The sequence below is a fragment of the Pseudomonas marincola genome (assembly GCF_900682675.2).
Classification (GTDB): Bacteria; Pseudomonadota; Gammaproteobacteria; order Pseudomonadales; family Pseudomonadaceae; genus Aquipseudomonas; species Aquipseudomonas marincola.
Genome location: NZ_LR215729.2, coordinates 1897420 through 1916696, shown reverse-complemented (window position 1 = coordinate 1916696; position 19277 = coordinate 1897420). Strand labels below are relative to the sequence as shown.

Here is a 19277-nt window from a genome sequence, read left to right as displayed (position 1 = left end):
TAACCTCACGCGCATCATAATTTTTCAAAAAATATGATATTGGACTAGCTATATCAAGCTTTGATAGGACTTGTAAAATATTTAAGAGTTGCAACGAAAACACCAAAAACCAACCCCAAAATCAGGCTCAATACTAAAACAATTATTGATCTAGGTTTTACAGGACTAGAAGGCGTCTCTACAATCCCATCTTGTCTGAATACATTTACACTTTTCTCATTAACGCTAAACAACCTATAAAAATCCAATTTTTCCTGTTTTGAGCGCAAGTTTTCTATAAACGGATCATCGCTAGCCCGTTTTAATAAATTTTCAATTTCTGCTTCCAAAGCTTTACTACCGCGCATATATACTAACGTCCCAATCATTGCACTTGAAGATACTTCCGTACGGAAATCATCTGCCAGCACCGGTGGATTCGCTAGACCAATAGATTTAGCGACCTTCAAAGCCTCTTTCAGTCTAATAATTTCATCTTCACGCTCTCGCCGAGCTATTGACTTTTCATTGTTAATCAAACTTTCTAAGTTATCCGCTTTAATTTTTACATCACTATAAACACCATCAAGTAATTCTTTTTTTGCTTTTTCAGCAGACATTGCCGCTAACAGATTTACTAACCGAACACTGTCATCAGGGCTAGCAGTCCTTGCTAAAATTTTATATCGCCCTCCCTGATCTTGCCCCATGAACTTAACTTGTATTGAATTTATGAAGTTTGAGTACTGTGCGTTCGCTGGAATTAATTCTTTTTTATCAGCACTACTCTTCTTGAATATCTTTTCAAAAGCATCTCTGCGTAAATTGTCTGACTTCAATTTTTTTACATAAACATCATAAACTTGATCAACAGTAATCATTGACAGTCCACTATCACCACCACGCCCATAGTTGAGACTAGCAATATCTCCTTGGAAAGGTGGTTGCACTACGTACTCTGCTTCATAAATTTTAGTGCTAAACAATATATATGCGATACCGACGCAAACAATTGAACCTACAATCAATATAATTAATATCCTTTGGCGCCATAAACTTCTATACAACTCAACAAGATTTACTTCGTCGTTGGCACTCGACATATTTGACTCTTTGTACATTCATGCGCCCCATTTCAATAAAGTAGCTTTATTTTGGTTAACTCTTCTTATAACCTTATTTTTACAACTACATCGTTTGCGATGATTATCACTGAAATGCATTGACCATCACTCTTCCTCATTCACCCTGTCTCTGAGTTCCTTCCCTGGCTTAAAGTGCGGTACAAATTTGCCATCCAGACAGACGGACTGTCCTGTCTTCGGGTTACGCCCTACTCGTGGCGCCCTGAAGTGCAGCGAGAAGCTGCCAAAGCCTCGGATCTCAATCCGTTCTCCGGTAGCCAGCGCCTGGGACATCTGCTCAAGCATGGTTTTGATGGCTAGCTCGACATCCTTGGATGAGAGCTGGCCCTGGTGCGTTACTATTCTTTCGATCAACTCTGACTTGGTCATGGTTTTCCCTTCTTTTTCAAGCAGCTAGATCACTCGATATAAAGGTTTTAGCACGCCTTCAGAATTTTGAACAGTATATAAAACAAGGGATTAGCGTTGATAGGCCTTTTTCGAAGCGTAGCTGATAATTCCACTCTCAAGGGCATCGGCACCCAGCGAATTCAGTACTACTCACTGCCATTTGCAGCCTGACGCTTAAGGCTCTGGCGTAATGCTGGCACTTCACAATGCAACGCATGGTTGTCGCACCTTTATAAGGTGATTAAAGCGCTCTCAACATATTCAGCGTCGCCACACAAATTTCACCCACAAAAAAGGGCGACCGAAGTCGCCCTTTTTCTATGGTCTACCTGAACTTAGTTCTGGTTTTCCATTTGTGCGCGGATCAGATCACCGATGGTGGTCGGACCAGCAGGAGCAGCTTCGTCCTGCTTGGTGCGCATTTCTTTGATTGCTTCTTTTTCGTCTTCAACGTCTTTCGACTTGATCGACAAGCTGATTACGCGGCTCTTACGATCAACGCTGATGATCTTGGCTTCAACTTCTTCGCCTTCTTTCAGGACGTTGCGCGCGTCTTCAACGCGGTCACGGCTGATTTCAGAAGCTTTCAGAGTGGCTTCGATCTCGTTGCCCAGGTCGATGATTGCGCCTTTAGCATCAACTTCCTTCACAACGCCGCGCACGATGGTGCCTTTGTCGTTAACGGAAACGTAGTTGGAGAACGGATCGTCTTCCAGCTGCTTGATGCCCAGGGAAATGCGCTCACGCTCCGGATCAACGGAGAGGATAACGGTTTCCAGCTCGTCGCCTTTCTTGAAGCGGCGTACAGCTTCTTCGCCTACTTCGTTCCAAGAGATGTCGGACAGGTGAACAAGGCCGTCGATGCCGCCATCCAGACCAATGAAGATACCGAAATCGGTGATCGACTTGATGGTGCCGGAGATCTTGTCGCCTTTGTTGAACTGACCCGAGAAATCTTCCCACGGGTTAGTTTTGCACTGCTTGATACCCAGGGAGATACGGCGGCGCTCTTCGTCGATGTCGAGAACCATAACTTCCACTTCGTCGCCAACCTGAACGACTTTAGACGGGTGGATGTTTTTGTTGGTCCAATCCATTTCGGATACGTGCACCAGGCCTTCCACGCCTTCTTCCAGTTCTGCGAAGCAGCCGTAGTCGGTCAGGTTGGTTACGCGTGCAACAACGCGGGTGTTTTCTGGGTAACGAGCCTTGATAGCAACCCATGGGTCTTCGCCCAGCTGCTTCAGGCCCAGCGATACGCGGTTACGCTCGCGATCGTACTTCAGAACCTTAACGTCGATTTCGTCACCAACGTTGACGATCTCGGAAGGATGCTTGATGCGCTTCCAGGCCATGTCGGTGATGTGCAGCAGGCCGTCAACGCCGCCCAGATCAACGAATGCGCCGTAATCTGTGAGGTTCTTGACGATACCTTTAACTTGCTGGCCTTCCTGCAGAGATTCGAGCAGAGCTTCGCGCTCAGCACTGTTCTCAGCTTCGAGGACGCTACGACGAGAAACAACAACGTTGTTGCGCTTCTGGTCCAGCTTGATGACCTTGAACTCCAGCTCTTTGCCTTCCAGGTGAGTGGTATCACGCACTGGACGCACATCGACCAAAGAACCTGGCAGGAACGCACGGATGCCGTTAACGTCGACAGTGAAGCCGCCTTTAACCTTACCGTTGATAACGCCCGTAACCACTTCTTCAGCGGCGAAAGCTGCTTCCAGAACAATCCAGCACTCAGCGCGCTTGGCTTTTTCGCGGGACAGCTTGGTTTCACCGAAGCCATCTTCAACCGCGTCCAGCGCAACGTGGACTTCGTCACCGACCTTGATGGTCAACTCGCCTTGTTCGTTGAAGAACTGCTCGAGCGGGATGACGCCCTCAGACTTCAGACCGGCATGAACGGTAACCCAGTCACCGTCGATGTCGACTACCAGGCCAGTGATGATGGCGCCCGGCTGCATGTCGAGGGTTTTTAGGCTTTCTTCAAAGAGTTCCGCAAAGCTTTCGCTCATGTTGATTCCTGTAGATGCAGGGCAGTGGATTCTGCCCAAACCACACTCCAGACAATGTGGGTACGTTTATATTAAAAGCGGCACACGGGCTTTGGACTGGTCCCACGCATGCCGCCCTGTTCAAATTAGTTACAAGCGTTAGCCTGCGGCTAATCTGAAGAAGCCCGAATATTCAGGCTTCTCAACCGGCGAGATCGCGAATGGCGACCTCACTCAGAATTCTTTCAATCACTTGCTCGATGGTCATCTCTGTCGAGTCCAGCACGATCGCATCATCTGCAGGCTTTAACGGCGCTACAGCACGCTGAGTATCACGCTCGTCCCGAAGGCGAATCTCATCAAGTAGACTCGCAAGATTAACATCATCGCCCTTGGCCTTCAACTGCAAGTAGCGTCGGCGCGCACGCTCCTCGGCACTGGCTGTGAGGAAGATTTTCAGTGGTGCATCCGGGAACACCACAGTGCCCATGTCGCGACCATCGGCAACCAGTCCCGGCATCTCGCTGAATGCCCGCTGACGCTCTAGCAAGGCCTCGCGCACGGCCGGCAAGGCTGCAACAACCGAGGCGCTGGCGCCAATCTGCTCATTACGGATGGCGTTGGTAACCTCCTCGCCTTCCAGAATAATGCGCTGATCGAAGTCGGCACAGGCCGCGATAAACTGAACATCCAGATGAGCGGCAAGCACTTTCAACGATTCTTCGTTGCTCAGGTCGACGCCATGGTTGCGTGCGGAAAAAGCCAGCAGGCGGTAAAGCGCGCCGGAATCCAGCAGCGCCCATCCCAAACGCTGAGCCAAACAACCGGCAACCGTGCCTTTACCCGAGCCACTTGGCCCATCGATTGCGATTACCGGCGCTTTGCTCATCACGACTTGCCCTCTTCTGTTACACGCATGCCCACTTTGCCAGCCAATGCCAGGAAGTTAGGGAACGAGGTGGCGACGTTGGCGCAATCGTGAATCTTGATTGGCGCGGTCGCACGCAGCGAGGCCACGCTGAAGGCCATCGCGATGCGGTGGTCGCCATGCGCATAGACTTCGCCACCGCCCATGCTGCCACCTTCGATAATGATGCCATCGGGTGTCGGCTCGACTTCAACGCCCAGAGTCAGCAAGCCATCCGCCATCACCTGAATGCGATCAGACTCCTTGACCCGCAACTCTTCAGCACCGCGCAGCACAGTGCGCCCTTCAGCGCAGGTGGCAGCGATGAACAATACCGGGAATTCGTCGATTGCCAACGGCACCAGATCTTCCGGAATGTCGATACCTTTAAGCTTAGCTGAGCGCACGCGAATGTCTGCAACCGGCTCACCGCCGACTTCACGCTCATTCTCAAGGGTAATGTCGCCGCCCATCAGCTTGAGGATGTCAATAACGCCGGTGCGCGTCGGGTTGACGCCAACATGTTCAAGCACCAGTTCAGAGTTCTCGGCGATGCTCGCTGCAACCAGGAAGAACGCTGCCGATGAGATATCTGCCGGCACTTCGATGTGCGTACCTGTCAGCTTGTGACCTGACTCGACGGTGGCGCTATTGCCTTCAACCGTCACCGGATAACCGAAACCGCGCAACATGCGCTCGGTGTGGTCACGGGTTGGCGCTGGCTCGATCACGGTAGTGGAACCGGCCGCGTAAAGCCCCGCCAACAACAGGCAGGATTTAACCTGAGCGCTGGCCATCGGCATTTCATAGGTCATGCCGCCCAAACGACGACCGCCACGAACAGTCAGCGGCGGGCGCCCTTCCGGCGCAGCGTCGATCAATGCACCCATTGCACGCAGTGGCTTGGCCACACGGTTCATCGGACGCTTGCTCAGCGATTCGTCGCCAGTCAGCGTGGTATCGAAGGTTTGCGCGGCCAACAGGCCACTCAGCAGGCGCATCGATGTGCCCGAGTTGCCCAGATAGATTGGCCCCGGCGGCGCTTGCAAGCCATGCAGGCCTACACCATGAATCGTCACGCGGCCGTGATCCGGGCCTTCAATGACCACACCCATGTCGCGAAATGCCTGCAAGGTCGCCAGTGCATCTTCGCCCTCAAGGAAACCTTCGACTTCAGTCACGCCTTCGGCCAGCGAGCCGAGCATGATCGAGCGGTGGGAAATCGACTTGTCGCCCGGCACGCGAATGCGCCCGTTTACGTTACCGCCTGGCTGAGCCAGAAAAATCAGATTATTCGAGTGCATAGCGTCCACATAGGCCCTGCGGGCCAGTATTTTGCTGAAATGCTCACGGGCTACCCGGGCGCGCGTAAATACGCCCAGCAGTTGATGCCCGTCGCCTGCGTCAACCGCGGCACGTAGAGCGTCGAGATCGTCGCGAAATAAGTCCAGGTTGTGCAACACCGCCTCGCGATTAGCGAGGAAGATATCGTGCCACATCACCGGATCACTGCCAGCTATGCGCGTAAAGTCGCGAAAGCCACCAGCGGCGTAACGGAATATCTCCAGGTTTTCACTGCGCTTGGCCAGCGAATCAACCAGACCAAACGCCAGCAGATGCGGTAAGTGGCTTGTGGCCGCCAACACTTGGTCATGGTGATCGACCTGCATCTGTTCAACATCGGCGCCCAGTGCGCGCCAAAGCTGCTCGACCAGCGCGACGGCTTGCGCGTCGGTCTCGTCCAGCGGCGTAAGAATGACTTTATGCCGACGAAACAGCGCCGCATTAGCGGCTTCGACGCCACTTTGCTCGGAGCCGGCAATCGGATGGCCCGGCACGAAACGCGCCGGCATGGCGCCGAACGCCTCACGCGCAGCCCGCACCACGTTGCCTTTAGCGCTGCCAACATCGGTAAGCACCGCATTGCCAAGATCGAGTTTGGCCAGTTCCGCCAGTAAACGCTCCATGGCCAGAATCGGCACAGCCAACTGAATGACGTCGGCACCGATGCACGCCGTTGCCAGATCAGCCTCGCAGCGATCAACCACACCGAGTTCAACAGCCTGCACGCGCGACGGCGCATCCAGGTCAACGCCAACCACTTCACGGCACAGGCCACTGCTGCGCAAACCCTTGGCAAAAGAGCCGCCAATCAGCCCCAGCCCCACGACAACCAGACGATTGATGATCGGCGCTTGAGCAGCAACGGGCTGGGTGTTTTTGTGCAAATCGCTCACGCGCTCAACACCTTGGCCAACGCTTCAAGGAACCGTACGTTCTCAGCTGGCAAGCCGATCGAGACACGCAGGTAGTTCGGCATCCCGTAATTGGCCACAGGGCGAACAATCACACCCTCGCGCAGCAAGCCCTGATAAACCGGCATGCCTTCACGACCGACATTGACGGCGATGAAGTTGCCCTTCGACGCAATCCACTCAAGTCCCAACGCCTTGAAACCGGCTTCGAGTTGCTGCATGCCGGCGTCATTCAACTCGCGGCTCTGCTGCAAATAGCTGTCATCAGCGAGCGCAGCGCAAGCGGCGGCAATGGCCAGACTGTTGACGTTGAACGGCTGACGCACACGATTCAGCACATCGGCAATCTGCGCCGAGCTGATGCCATAACCCACCCGCAAGCCAGCCAAACCGTAAGCCTTGGAGAACGTCCGCGAAACCAGCAAATTGCTGTGCTTGGCCAGATAATCGAGGCCGTCTGGCAGCTCTTCGCATTCGGCGTATTCGATATACGCCTCATCAAGCACAACCAGCACCGACTCCGGAACCTGATCAAGGAATGCAGCCAGCGCCTGCGGGCCAAACCATGTGCCAGTCGGGTTGTTCGGGTTGGCGATGAACACCACGCGGGTATCGGCGTCGATTGCCGCCAGCATGGCCTCAAGGTCGTGACCGTAATCCTTGGCAGGGACGATATTGCAACGCGCACCCACGGCCTGCGTGGCAATTGGATACACCGCAAATGCATGCTCGCTGAACACGGCATTCAGGCCGGGGGCAAGATAGGCCCGCGCCACCAGTTCCAGAATATCGTTGGAGCCATTGCCCAAGGTGATCTGATTGGTTTGCACGGCGCAACGCGCAGCAAGCTGGCTCTTCAGCGCAAAACCATTGCCATCGGGATAACGCGTCAGCTCGGCAAGCTCGGCTGCAATGGCCTCGAGCGCCTTGGGGCTCGGGCCCATCGGGTTTTCGTTACTGGCCAGCTTGACGATGGTCAGCGGATCAAGATCCAGTTCACGGGCCAGCTCATCAACCGGCTTGCCTGGCACGTAGGGCGACAGTTTTTGCACGCCTGGCTGGGCCAGGGCGAGGAAATCACAACTCATTGCTTGCCTCGTTTTGCCAATCGTCTCAGTGGCGTCGCCCGCATTAACAGCAGGCGACGCCATTTCGATAGTTGCTAAAGACCGCTACAGGTTTGCGCAGTGCTTTATAGAACCGCTTTCGGGTAGGAACCCAGCACTTTCAGCGCGACGGCCTCTTGATTGATCTTCTCCAGCACATCCTTGATCAACGGATCGCGATGGTGGCCGACGAAATCAATGAAGAACACATAGGTCCATTTGCCGCTTCGCGACGGGCGCGTCTCGATACGCGTGAGGTCGATACCGTTCTTGTGGAACGGCACCAAAAGCTCGTGCAGCGCACCTGGCTTGTTGCTCATGGAAATGATCACCGACGTCTTGTCGTCACCGGTTGGCGGCACTTCCTGGCTGCCGATAATCAAGAAGCGCGTGGAGTTATCCGGGCGATCTTCGATCTTTTCAGCGTGCTTGGTCAGGCCATACAGATTAGCCGCCATATCACCGGCGATTGCCGCAGAGTTCCACTCGCCTTTCACCCGCTTGGCCGCGTCGGCGTTGCTGGAAACCGCAACGCGCTCAACATTCGGGTAATGCGCATCGAGCCACTTACGGCACTGCGCCAGCGACTGGGCGTGTGAGTAGATACGGGTGATTTTGTCAGTCTTGGTAGTATCGCCGACCAGCAGGTGGTGGTGAATACGCAGCTCGACCTCACCGCAAATAACCATGTCGTGCTCAAGGAAGCTGTCGAGCGTGTGGTTAATTGCACCTTCGGTAGAGTTTTCAACCGGCACCACGCCGAAGTTGACTGCACCCGCAGCCACTTCACGGAACACCTCGTCAATTGCCGCCATTGGCACGCTGACAACCGCGTGACCAAAGTGTTTCATGGCTGCCGCTTGCGAGAAGGTGCCTTCCGGGCCGAGGTAGGCGACTTTAAGCGGGTTTTCCAGCGCCAGGCACGAAGACATGATTTCGCGGAACAAACGCGCCATCTCTTCGTTATCCAACGGGCCTTTGTTACGGTCCATCACGCGCTTGAGCACCTGCGCTTCACGCTCAGGACGATAGAATACTGGCGTCTCGCCAACAGGCAGCGCCGCCATCTTCACCCGCGCCACTTCTTCTGCGCAGCGCGCACGGTCACTGATCAGCTCGAGAATTTTCTCATCGAGGCTATCAATACGCAGGCGCAAGGCCTGCAGTTCTTGCTCGGACACTACGTTGCTCATTAGCCGTGTTCCTTCTCGAATTCAGCCATGTAGGCAACCAGCGCCTGCACCGCATCGAGGCCGACCGCGTTGTAGATCGAGGCGCGCATGCCGCCAACCGAACGGTGACCTTTAAGGTTAAGCAAACCGCGCGCATCAGCGCCGGCAAGGAAAGGTTTATCCAGACGATCATCGGCCAGACGGAACGGTACGTTCATCCACGAGCGCGCATTAGTCGCAACCGGATTGCTGTACAGCTCGCTGCTGTCGATTGCACCGTACAGCAGCTCTTTCTTGGCACGATTGCGCAGCTCCATCGCCTCGACACCGCCCTGCTCCTTCAGCCACTCAAAGACCAGACCGGAGAGATACCAGGAGAAGGTTGCAGGCGTGTTGTACATGGAGCCGTTGTCTGCAGCAATTTTGTAATTGAGCATGGTCGGGCAGCTGCTGCGTGCACGACCCAGCAGGTCTTCGCGGACGATGGCAACAACCAGGCCGCTCGGGCCGATATTCTTTTGCGCACCGGCGTAGATCAGGCCGTACTTCGACACATCAAGCGGACGCGAAAGGATGTCGGAGGACATATCGGCCACCAGCGGCACGTCACCGACTTCGGGAATCCAGTCGAACTGCAAGCCGCCGATAGTCTCGTTACTGGCGTAATGCACGTAGGCGGCGTCTTTCGACAGCTGCCATTCGTTTTGCCCCGGAATGGCAAAGTAGTCATACGGTTTGGCGCTGGCCGCCACATTGATATGGCCGTATCGCTTGGCTTCGTCGATGCTCTTCTTCGACCAGATACCGGTGTCGATATAGTCGGCAACACCGTCTTCCGGCAACAGGTTCAGCGGGATTTCGGCAAACTGCTGGCTCGCGCCGCCTTGCAGAAACAGCACTTTGTAGTCATTAGGGATGGTCAGCAAGTCGCGCAGATCCTGCTCCGTTTTACCCGAGATGGCGAGATACTCATCGCTGCGATGGCTCATCTCCATAACCGACAGGCCACGGCCTTGCCAGTCGAGAAGTTCGCTCTGGGCACGCTGCAAAACAGCTTCAGGAAGCGCGGCGGGGCCGGCGCAAAAGTTAAAGGCTCGCTTGCTCACATCCATCTCTCTTTAGTCACCGGAAACCGCGCTCGGGCGGACACACATGCTTCAAGTCGGGATGAGTGGGCGCTGAACGCCACTCTTCACCGTAAATTCGTAGCGAAAAACGCCGGATAATCATCGTGACTTATCCGGCGTTTTTGCTGAGGGGATTATTCCGCCTCGGGTTCTACTGCTTCATCGCCAGCCTGTTCAGCGCTGTCGGTATCGACGACTTCATCGCCTTCAACCACAACACCTTCTTCGCCTTCCTCAAGCTCTTCTTCCGAAGGCTCTTGGACGCGCTCGAGGCCGACCAGTTTTTCATCCTTAGCCAGTTTGATCAGCGTCACACCCTGAGTATTACGACCCAGGCTCGACACTTCACCGACCCGCGTGCGCACCAGCGTGCCCTGATCGGAAATCAGCATGATTTCCTCACCGTCGAGCACCTGCACAGCGCCTACCAGCTTGCCGTTACGCTCGTTGCTGACCATGGCGATTACGCCCTGACCGCCGCGCTTGTACTCAGGGAATTCACCGATTTCGGTGCGCTTGCCGTAGCCGCGCTCGGACGCGGTCAGAATTTGGCTGCCCTCTTCCGGAATCAGCATGGAGATCAGCTTCTGCCCTTCGGCCAGACGCATGCCGCGAACACCACGGGCCGTACGACCCATTGCGCGCACGTCGCTCTCTTTGAAGCGGGTAACCTTGCCGCCATCGGAGAACAGCATCACCTCACGATTACCGTCGGTAATCGAAGCCGAAATCAGCGTGTCGCCTTCATCCAGATCCAGCGCGATCAAGCCAACGCTACGCGGACGGCTGAACTGCTCGAGCGGGGTCTTCTTCACGGTACCGCCAGCGGTCGCCATGAAGATGAAGTGACCTTCGGTGTACTCGTCGACCGGCAACATGGTGGTGATGAATTCACCCTCATCGAGCGGCAGCAAGTTAACCAGCGGACGACCACGCGCGGCGCGCGATGCTTCTGGAATCTCGTAGGTCTTCAGCCAGTAAACCTTGCCGCGGCTGGAGAACAGCAGCAGCGTGGTGTGGCTGTTGGCGACCAGCAGATGCGAGATGTAGTCTTCATCCTTAACCCCAGTCGCCGACTTGCCTTTGCCGCCACGGCGCTGCGCTTGATACGCGGCCAATGGTTGCGATTTGGCGTAGCCAGTGTGGGAAATGGTGACCACACGCTCTTCTTCGGTAATCAGGTCGGCCAGCGTCAGGTCCAGACGGTTATCAAGAATCTCGGTACGACGTGCGTCACCGAATTCAGCCTTGATACCTTCCAGTTCTTCGGTGATCACTTCCATCAGGCGCTCAGCGCTGGTGAGGATGCGGATCAGCTCGCCAATCTGAGCCAGAATTTCCTGGTACTCGGCCAGCAGCTTCTCGTGCTCAAGACCGGTCAGGCGGTGCAGGCGCAAATCAAGAATCGCCTGAGCCTGTTCTGGCGACAGGTAGTATTTGCCATCGCGCAGACCGTACTGCGGATCGAGGCCTTCCGGACGGCACGAGTCAGCGCCGGCGCGCTCGACCATGGCCTGAACCGCGCTCGATTCCCACGCATGGGCGATCAGCGCTTCCTTGGCTTCGGCCGAAGTTGGCGAGGCTTTGATCAGGGCAATAACCGGATCGATGTTGGACAGGGCAACCGCCTGACCTTCAAGGATGTGACCGCGCTCGCGCGCTTTGCGCAGTTCGAACACCGTGCGTCGTGTGACCACTTCGCGACGATGCAAAATGAACACTTCGAGCATGTCCTTGAGGTTCAGCACCTTCGGTTGGCCGTCAATCAGGGCCACCACGTTAATGCCGAACACGCCCTGCATCTGGGTCTGGGCGTAAAGATTATTCAGAATAACCTCGCCCACTTCACCGCGACGCAGTTCGATCACGATGCGCATGCCGTCTTTGTCAGACTCATCGCGCAGCTCGGTGATGCCGTCGAGCTTCTTCTCTTTAACCAGCTCGGCGATCTTCTCGATCAAGCGCGCTTTGTTCAGCTGGTAAGGCAGCTCGGTGACGATAATCTGCTGGCGACCGCCCACCTTGTCGATGTCTTCGATCTCGGCACGGGCGCGCATGTAAATACGGCCACGACCGGTGCGATAGGCTTCGACGATACCGGCGCGACCGTTGATGATCGCAGCCGTCGGGAAATCCGGGCCCGGGATGTACTGCATCAGCTCATCGACGGTCAGCTCAGGGTTGGCAATCAGCGCCAGACAGCCATTGATAACCTCGGTGAGGTTATGCGGCGGAATGTTGGTGGCCATGCCCACGGCAATACCGCTGGAGCCGTTGACCAGCAGGTTCGGAACCTTGGTAGGCATAACCGCCGGAATGATTTCGGTACCGTCGTAGTTAGGTACCCAATCCACGGTTTCCTTGTGCAGGTCGGCCAGCAACTCATGCGCCAGCTTGGTCATGCGCACCTCGGTGTATCGCATCGCAGCGGCGTTGTCGCCGTCGACCGAACCGAAGTTGCCCTGACCGTCTACCAACAGGTAGCGCAGCGAGAACGGCTGCGCCATACGTACGATAGTGTCGTACACCGCGGTATCACCATGCGGGTGATACTTACCGATTACGTCACCGACCACACGAGCAGACTTCTTGTACGCCTTGTTCCAGTCGTTGCCCAACTCACTCATTGCATAGAGCACACGACGATGCACGGGCTTCAAGCCATCACGCGCATCAGGCAAAGCACGCCCGACGATTACGCTCATCGCGTAGTCGAGGTAGGACTGCTTCAGTTCGTCTTCGATATTGACCGGGAGGATTTCTTTGGCCAGTTCGCCCATGAGTAGCCTGGTTCCTTTTTCTGGTGAAACTCCGACTCGTTCTTCCTGAACCAATCGAAGCCTGTCGGGCTGAGCACTAGGCCAACCACGACTCACGACAAATCAATGAGTTATGCCATGTATCTGCGCACTTGAGGGCGCCTGTGAGGGCACCTTTAATAACTGCCGGAGCTTACCACAATCAGCGCCTTGCACCTATCCCCCAGCGGGGCATAGCCGACCACACGCAAACTCCGGCATTCCGCCGTTCAATGCAGACGCTTGCGGCACATCAATTGTGTCAGTTTGGCCTTGTCCGGACGCTCGACTACGCCCTTTTCCGTGACCAAAAAATCGATCAGATCAGCCGGCGTGACATCAAACACCGGATTGACTGCATCAACCTCAGCCGCCACACGATGACCGCCCACTTCGAGCAACTCGCAGCCATCACGCTCTTCAATCGGAATATCGTCACCGCTCTCCAGTTCCATATCAATTGTCGAGCTTGGCGCCACCACCATAAAACGCACGCCGTGGTGCATGGCATTCACTGCGAGCTGATAAGTGCCGATCTTGTTGGCCACATCGCCATTGGCGGTAATCCGGTCAGCGCCGACAATTACCCAGGTAATGCCACGGGTCTTCATCAGGTGGGCAGCCGCCGAGTCTGCATTCAGGCTGACCGGGATGCCTTCATTAAGCAGTTCCCAGGCCGTCAGACGCGAGCCTTGCAGCCACGGCCGGGTCTCGTCGGCGTACACACGCTCAACCAACCCTTCAAGATACGCCGCACGGATAACGCCAAGCGCCGTGCCGAAGCCGCCAGTCGCCAGCGCGCCGGTGTTGCAATGTGTCAGCAGATTCTGCGGATTGCCCTGCTGCTTGCGAATCAACTCCGCGCCCAACTGCGCCATGGTCAGATTGGCTTCACGATCGCTGTCATAGATGCCGATGGCTTCGATTTCCAGCAGCGCCAGCGGGTCATCTTCTGGCTTGAGCTTGTCGAGGCGTTCGCGCATGCGATTCAGCGCCCAAAACAGATTGACCGCGGTCGGCCGCGAATCCGCCAGCCGGGTGAAGTCTTGCTCCAACGCCGCGCGCCAGTCACCGCCCTCGAGCAGGCGCGCACGCGCACCGAGCACCAGACCAAATGCTGCAGCAATGCCGATTGCCGGCGCACCGCGGACCACCATCGCCCGGATAGCATCGGCAACATCGGCAGCCGTGTGGTAACTCGACCACTTCTCCTCGAATGGCAGTACGCGCTGATCAAGCAGATGCAGAGCACCATCACGCCATTCAATGGCCTTAACTTTCTCCGCTGCCAGCAATTGCTCGCGCATGACACATCCCCCGTGGAGCAAAAGGCGGCGATTATACGCCGATGGTTTTATTTATCAGCAGCAATCACCACCGCATCGAAACAACGCGAACAATCACCCCAAGACCAAACTACCGGCCAATCCAACAGCCTATTAAAAGGTAGACCACACAACATTAGGCCGGGCCTTGCCCTTTAGCGCTTCAAGCCTGCCGCGATCCCCTATAAACTCGCAGGTTAAATGACTCGCGGAAACCAAACCATGACCCAAGCCCCACTCGACCTGCTCCTGCTACCCACCTGGCTAGTTCCGGTTGAGCCTGCCGCAGTGGTACTGAAAGACCATGGCCTGGGCATTCGCGACGGCAAGATTGCCTTGATCGCCCCGCGAGAAGAGGCATTGCAGCACGCGGCGCTCGAAGTAATGGAGTTACCCGGCCGGCTGCTCACGCCGGGCCTGATCAACAGCCACGGCCACGCGGCCATGACCCTTTTTCGCGGCCTGGCTGATGATTTACCGCTGATGACATGGCTGCAGGAGCACATCTGGCCGGCGGAAGCCAAATGGATTGATGAGCAATTCGTTGAAGACGGCACCCGGCTGGCGATTGCCGAGCAGATAAAAGGCGGCATTACCTGCTTCTCGGACATGTACTTCTATCCGGAAACCGCCTGCAAGGTCGTGCACGACAGCGGTATTCGCGCGCAAATCACCATCCCGGTGCTCGATTTCCCGATTCCGGGCGCCCGCGATGCCAGCGAATCGCTGCATAAAGGCATGCGCCTGTTTGATGAACTCAGACACCACCCGCGCATCAAGGTCGCTTTCGGCCCGCACGCACCCTACACGGTGAGCGACGATAAACTGGAAAACATCCGCGTACTGGCTGAAGAACTCGATGCCGGTATTCATATGCACGTGCACGAAACCGCCTTTGAAGTGCAGCAAAGCCTGGATCTGACCGGCGAACGCCCATTGGCGCGACTGGCCCGCCTTGGCTTGCTGGGGCCTCGCTTTCAGGCTGTGCACATGACCCAGATTGACGATGAAGACCTTGAACTGCTGACCACCAGCAACAGCAACGTGATTCATTGCCCCGAGTCCAACCTCAAACTGGCCAGCGGTTTCTGCCCGGTCGAGAAACTGCGTCTGGCCGGCGTCAATGTGGCAGTAGGCACCGATGGCGCGGCCAGCAATAATGACCTCGACCTGCTCGGCGAAACCCGCACCGCCGCGCTACTGGCAAAAGCTGTCGCCGGTTCTGCTACCGCACTCGATGCCCACAGCGCATTGCGCATGGCCACGTTGAACGGCGCGCAAGCACTGGGTCTCGACGAGATCACCGGCTCGCTGGCGGTAGGCAAAGCAGCCGACATCAGCGTGTTTGACCTCAACGGACTGCCCCAGCAGCCGGTGTACGATCCGGTTTCACAGCTGATCTACGCCACCGGCCGCAATTGCGTCGAACATGTCTGGGTAAACGGTAAGCCACTGTTGAGCAATGGCCAACTGACCCGACTGGATGAACAACAGATTCTTAGCTCGACTCGCCAATGGGGCGAGAAGATTGCCCAAAAGGCATAAATAGCCGCTCACTCGCTGAAATAGCGGGTGCTGCGACAAACTGACATACACTGGCCCGAGCTCGATCGCCCACTTTGGCGACTGAAACTGGCACCATGAGCCACGGCATTCACGGCCATCCGCCTGCAGCTTTATCAGGAACACATATGAGCAACGTCGACCACGCTGAAATCGCCAAATTTGAAGCCCTCGCCCACCGCTGGTGGGACCGTGAGAGCGAGTTCAAGCCGCTCCACGAAATCAACCCGCTGCGCGTCAACTGGATCGACGAACGCGTCGGTCTGGCTGGCAAGAAAGTCCTCGACGTGGGCTGCGGCGGCGGCATCCTCAGCGAGTCGATGGCTCAACGTGGCGCCACGGTAACCGGGATCGACATGGGCGAAGCGCCGCTTGCCGTGGCCCGCCTGCATCAACTCGAATCCGGCGTAGAAGTCGATTACCGGCAGATTACCGCCGAGGCTCTGGCTGAAGAAATGCCCGAGCAGTTCGACGTAGTCACCTGCCTGGAAATGCTTGAGCACGTACCGGACCCGTCATCGGTCATCCGCGCCTGCTATCGCATGGTCAAGCCGGGCGGCGAAGTATTCTTCTCAACCATCAACCGCAACCCCAAGGCTTACATGTTTGCGGTTATCGGTGCCGAATACCTGCTGCGCCTGCTGCCGCGCGGCACGCACGACTTCAAGAAGTTCATCCGCCCGTCCGAACTGGGCGCCTGGAGCCGTCAGGCTGGCCTTGAAGTCAAAGACATCATCGGGCTGACCTACAACCCGCTGACCAAGCATTACAAGCTTGCAGCCGATGTAGACGTCAACTACATGATCCAGACTCACAAGGAGGCGTGATGCGTTTACGCGCAGTACTGTTTGATATGGACGGCACGCTGCTCGACAGCGCGCCGGACTTCATCGCCATCTGCCAGGCCATGCGTCAGGAGCGCGGGCTGGAGCCGATTAATGAGAAGCTGATTCGCGACCAGATTTCTGGCGGTGCCCGCGCCATGGTCGCTGCCACCTTCGCCATGAGCCCCGAGGAGCCGACTTTCGAGGCCCTGCGTCTGGAGTTTCTGGAGCGTTATCAGTCGCACTGCGCCGTATTTACCCATCCGTTTGCCGGCATGGCTGAACTGCTCGGCGAAATCGAAAAGGCCAAACTGATCTGGGGCGTTGTCACCAACAAACCCCTGCGTTATGCCGAACCGATCATGCAGCAACTGGGCCTTGCCGAGCGCTCAGCCATTCTGATCTGCCCGGACCACGTCACCAACAGCAAGCCCGACCCTGAACCGATGACGCTGGCCTGCAAAACCCTCGGCCTGGATCCAGCCAGTGTGCTGTTTGTCGGCGACGACCTGCGTGACATCGAATCCGGCCGTGCGGCGGGAACCAAAACCGCAGCCGTCACCTACGGCTATATTCACCCTGACGACAACCCGCGCCATTGGGGCGCCGACGTGGTGGTTGATAATCCGCAGGAGCTCATTGGCGTGCTCGACCGCGCACTGTGTAGCTGCTGACAACTGCAATACTGCCGAGCCTATCGGCAGTCACCTTCCAACAGGTGGCCGCACCTTAGCCCGCCACCTGCAGCCTGTGAGACTTGAACATGTTCGAATACACCGCTCGCCCTGACCTCCTCAAAGACCGCGTTATTCTGGTCACCGGCGCGGGTCGCGGAATCGGCGCGGCGGCCGCAAAATGCTACGCCGCGCATGGCGCCACCGTATTGCTGCTGGGCAAGACCGAAGAAAACCTCAGCGCGGTATACGACGCCATCGAGGCAGCAGGTCACCCGCAACCTGTGGTTATCCCGTTCAACCTCGAAACAGCCTTGCCGCATCAGTACGATGAACTGGCCGCGATGATCGAGACTGAATTCGGCAAGATCGACGGCGTGCTTAACAACGCCTCGATCATTGGCCCGCGCACCCCAGCCGAACAGCTTTCGGGCGAGAACTTCATGCGGGTCATGCACATCAACGTCAACGCGATGTTCATGCTCACCAGCACACTGCTGCCGCTGCTCAAGCTCTCCAGCGACGCGTCGATCATTTTCACCTCCAGCAGCGTTGGCCGCAAAGGCCGCGCTTACTGGGGCGCGTACGGCGTCTCCAAGTTCGCCACCGAAGGTCTGATGCAGGGCCTGGCCGATGAACTCGACGGCGTAGCGCCGGTTCGCGCCAACAGCATCAATCCGGGCGCGACCCGCACCGACATGCGTGCGCACGCCTATCCTGGCGAGAACCCGCTGAACAATCCGCTGCCAGACGACATCATGCCGGTTTACCTGTATCTGATGGGCCCGGACAGCAGCGGCGTCAATGGTCAGGCGTTCGACGCGCAGTAAATCGCCGATTGCGGCAATTATTTGGCATCCCTCTCTCAACAGCGGCAACGCCTTGCCGCTGTTGAACACCCTCCAAGCCTCCCGAATTCAGTACTTTCCGACGACTGACCGCCAATAATGGCTATCTGCCAGCGTCGGCTGACCCGCCGTGATCTAAATCACACTATTTTTGCTATAACTGAAACTACTGGCATGAAATTCGCTCAGAAGGCTGTATTGCCGCACTTAGCGCCAGAGGTTCACCCTTGATGCTTCCGTCCGAACACACCAATACTGTTGACTTCGATACAGCCCGGCTACAGCGCCTCGGCTATGCACAGAAGCAACTGCCGACACTGCAACCTGTCAGCCTGGCACAACTGCGCCAGCAGCTCAGCATGCAGTTGCAGACCAGCCTCGACGCTGAGCGCATCCTGACCATCTTCCGGGCAGAGAGCCAGCGTTTGGTGACGTTCGACAGCCTGAGCTACGTGCAGGACTCAACCGACATGAGCCTGCAGCTTGGCGAAACCGCCAGTCATTCGACCTCCTACCACCTCAGCCATGACGGCGAACAACTCGGCTGCCTGACCTTTACCCGCCAGCAGCGCTTCAAGGAAGAAGAACTCGCCGAACTCGAATCGCTGATTGCCAGCCTGGTTTTCCCGCTGCGCAATGCGCTGCTGTACCGCCTGGCCGTGCAAAGCTCGTTGCGCGACCCACTGACCAAGACCGGCAACCGTCTGGCGATGGATCAGTCACTGCAACGCGAAGTGGAATTGGCCAAACGCAATCAGTTGCCGCTATCAGTGCTGATGCTCGACATCGATCACTTCAAGCAGATCAACGATAACTTCGGCCACCACACCGGCGATGAAGTCCTCAAAGCCGTCGCGGCGACGATCAAGTCGCAACTGCGCAATGTCGACATGGTGTTCCGCTACGGCGGTGAAGAATTTCTGGTACTGCTCTCGGGCACATGCAGTGAAGCGGCGGCAATGGTCGGCGAGCGCTTGCGCCACGCGGTGGTGTCCATGCAAATGCCGATGCACTGCCAGCAACTCGGCCTGTCGATCAGCCTGGGTTGCGCCGCCCTGCAACTTGGCGAGAACACCAGCAGCCTGCTGGGCCGGGTTGATAGCGCGCTTTACGACGCTAAACGCGCCGGGCGTAATCGCCTGCGTATGGCGGGCTAAGCCATCT

At 56.5% G+C, this 19277-nt stretch carries 15 protein-coding genes; 5 read left to right on the top strand and 10 right to left on the bottom strand.

All coding sequences use genetic code 11. The features are described 5' to 3' along the window. Window positions 1-53: 53 nt before the first annotated feature. The 10 genes from PMYSY11_RS09020 to mtnA form a co-directional block, all read right to left on the bottom strand. Window positions 54-1100: an LPS O-antigen chain length determinant protein WzzB gene (locus PMYSY11_RS09020; RefSeq protein ID WP_150548947.1), complete on the bottom strand. Its 1047-nt coding sequence runs from the start codon at window positions 1098-1100 to the stop codon at window positions 54-56. Between the two features lie 108 nt (window positions 1101-1208). Further along, entirely contained in the window at window positions 1209-1493 is a 285-nt protein-coding gene (gene ihfB, locus PMYSY11_RS09015) for an integration host factor subunit beta (protein ID WP_150548946.1), read from the bottom strand. Between the two features lie 356 nt (window positions 1494-1849). Next, complete coding sequence (gene rpsA, locus PMYSY11_RS09010) at window positions 1850-3535, bottom strand: 30S ribosomal protein S1 (protein WP_069901883.1); 1686 nt, start codon at window positions 3533-3535, stop codon at window positions 1850-1852. Between the two features lie 181 nt (window positions 3536-3716). Beyond that, a complete protein-coding gene (cmk, locus tag PMYSY11_RS09005; RefSeq protein ID WP_172970712.1) occupies window positions 3717-4403 on the bottom strand; it encodes a (d)CMP kinase in 687 nt (228 codons plus the stop codon). Next, entirely contained in the window at window positions 4403-6658 is a 2256-nt protein-coding gene (locus PMYSY11_RS09000) for a bifunctional prephenate dehydrogenase/3-phosphoshikimate 1-carboxyvinyltransferase (RefSeq protein WP_239655562.1), read from the bottom strand. The genes cmk and PMYSY11_RS09000 overlap by 1 nt, the downstream gene beginning before the upstream one ends. Next, window positions 6655-7764: a histidinol-phosphate transaminase gene (hisC, locus tag PMYSY11_RS08995; RefSeq protein WP_150548944.1), complete on the bottom strand. Its 1110-nt coding sequence runs from the start codon at window positions 7762-7764 to the stop codon at window positions 6655-6657. The genes PMYSY11_RS09000 and hisC overlap by 4 nt, the downstream gene beginning before the upstream one ends. A 104-nt stretch (window positions 7765-7868) precedes the next feature. Then, window positions 7869-8975, bottom strand: a complete 1107-nt coding sequence (pheA, locus tag PMYSY11_RS08990) for a prephenate dehydratase (RefSeq protein ID WP_170827798.1) — start codon at window positions 8973-8975, stop codon at window positions 7869-7871. Next, on the bottom strand, window positions 8975-10060 hold the full coding sequence (serC, locus tag PMYSY11_RS08985) for a 3-phosphoserine/phosphohydroxythreonine transaminase (protein ID WP_150548943.1): 1086 nt from the start codon (window positions 10058-10060) through the stop codon (window positions 8975-8977). The genes pheA and serC overlap by 1 nt, the downstream gene beginning before the upstream one ends. Before the next feature lie 155 nt (window positions 10061-10215). After that, the gene (gyrA, locus tag PMYSY11_RS08980) at window positions 10216-12861 is read right to left on the bottom strand and encodes a DNA gyrase subunit A (RefSeq protein WP_150548942.1); all 2646 of its coding nucleotides are present in this window, start codon (window positions 12859-12861) and stop codon (window positions 10216-10218) included. Between the two features lie 248 nt (window positions 12862-13109). Next, window positions 13110-14186: an S-methyl-5-thioribose-1-phosphate isomerase gene (mtnA, locus tag PMYSY11_RS08975; RefSeq protein WP_150548941.1), complete on the bottom strand. Its 1077-nt coding sequence runs from the start codon at window positions 14184-14186 to the stop codon at window positions 13110-13112. A gap of 240 nt (window positions 14187-14426) precedes the next feature. On the opposite strand from mtnA, the gene PMYSY11_RS08970 reads away from it, so the two are divergent. From PMYSY11_RS08970 to PMYSY11_RS08950, 5 genes are all read left to right on the top strand, one after another. Continuing rightward, window positions 14427-15749 (top strand): TRZ/ATZ family hydrolase, encoded by a 1323-nt coding sequence (locus PMYSY11_RS08970; RefSeq protein WP_150548940.1) that lies wholly within the window; start codon window positions 14427-14429, stop codon window positions 15747-15749. Window positions 15750-15895: 146 nt separating this feature from the next. Further along, on the top strand, window positions 15896-16594 hold the full coding sequence (gene ubiG, locus PMYSY11_RS08965) for a bifunctional 2-polyprenyl-6-hydroxyphenol methylase/3-demethylubiquinol 3-O-methyltransferase UbiG (RefSeq protein ID WP_069901878.1): 699 nt from the start codon (window positions 15896-15898) through the stop codon (window positions 16592-16594). Then, window positions 16594-17265 carry an N-acetylmuramic acid 6-phosphate phosphatase MupP gene (gene mupP / locus PMYSY11_RS08960; RefSeq protein WP_069901877.1) on the top strand — a complete coding sequence of 224 codons (672 nt, stop codon included), beginning with the start codon at window positions 16594-16596 and terminating at the stop codon, window positions 17263-17265. Before ubiG ends, mupP begins: the two co-directional genes overlap by 1 nt. Before the next feature lie 89 nt (window positions 17266-17354). Then, window positions 17355-18095, top strand: a complete 741-nt coding sequence (locus tag PMYSY11_RS08955; protein WP_069901876.1) for a YciK family oxidoreductase — start codon at window positions 17355-17357, stop codon at window positions 18093-18095. Between the two features lie 248 nt (window positions 18096-18343). Further along, the gene (locus tag PMYSY11_RS08950; RefSeq protein ID WP_069901875.1) at window positions 18344-19270 is read left to right on the top strand and encodes a GGDEF domain-containing protein; all 927 of its coding nucleotides are present in this window, start codon (window positions 18344-18346) and stop codon (window positions 19268-19270) included. The last annotated feature ends 7 nt before the right edge of the window (window positions 19271-19277 follow it).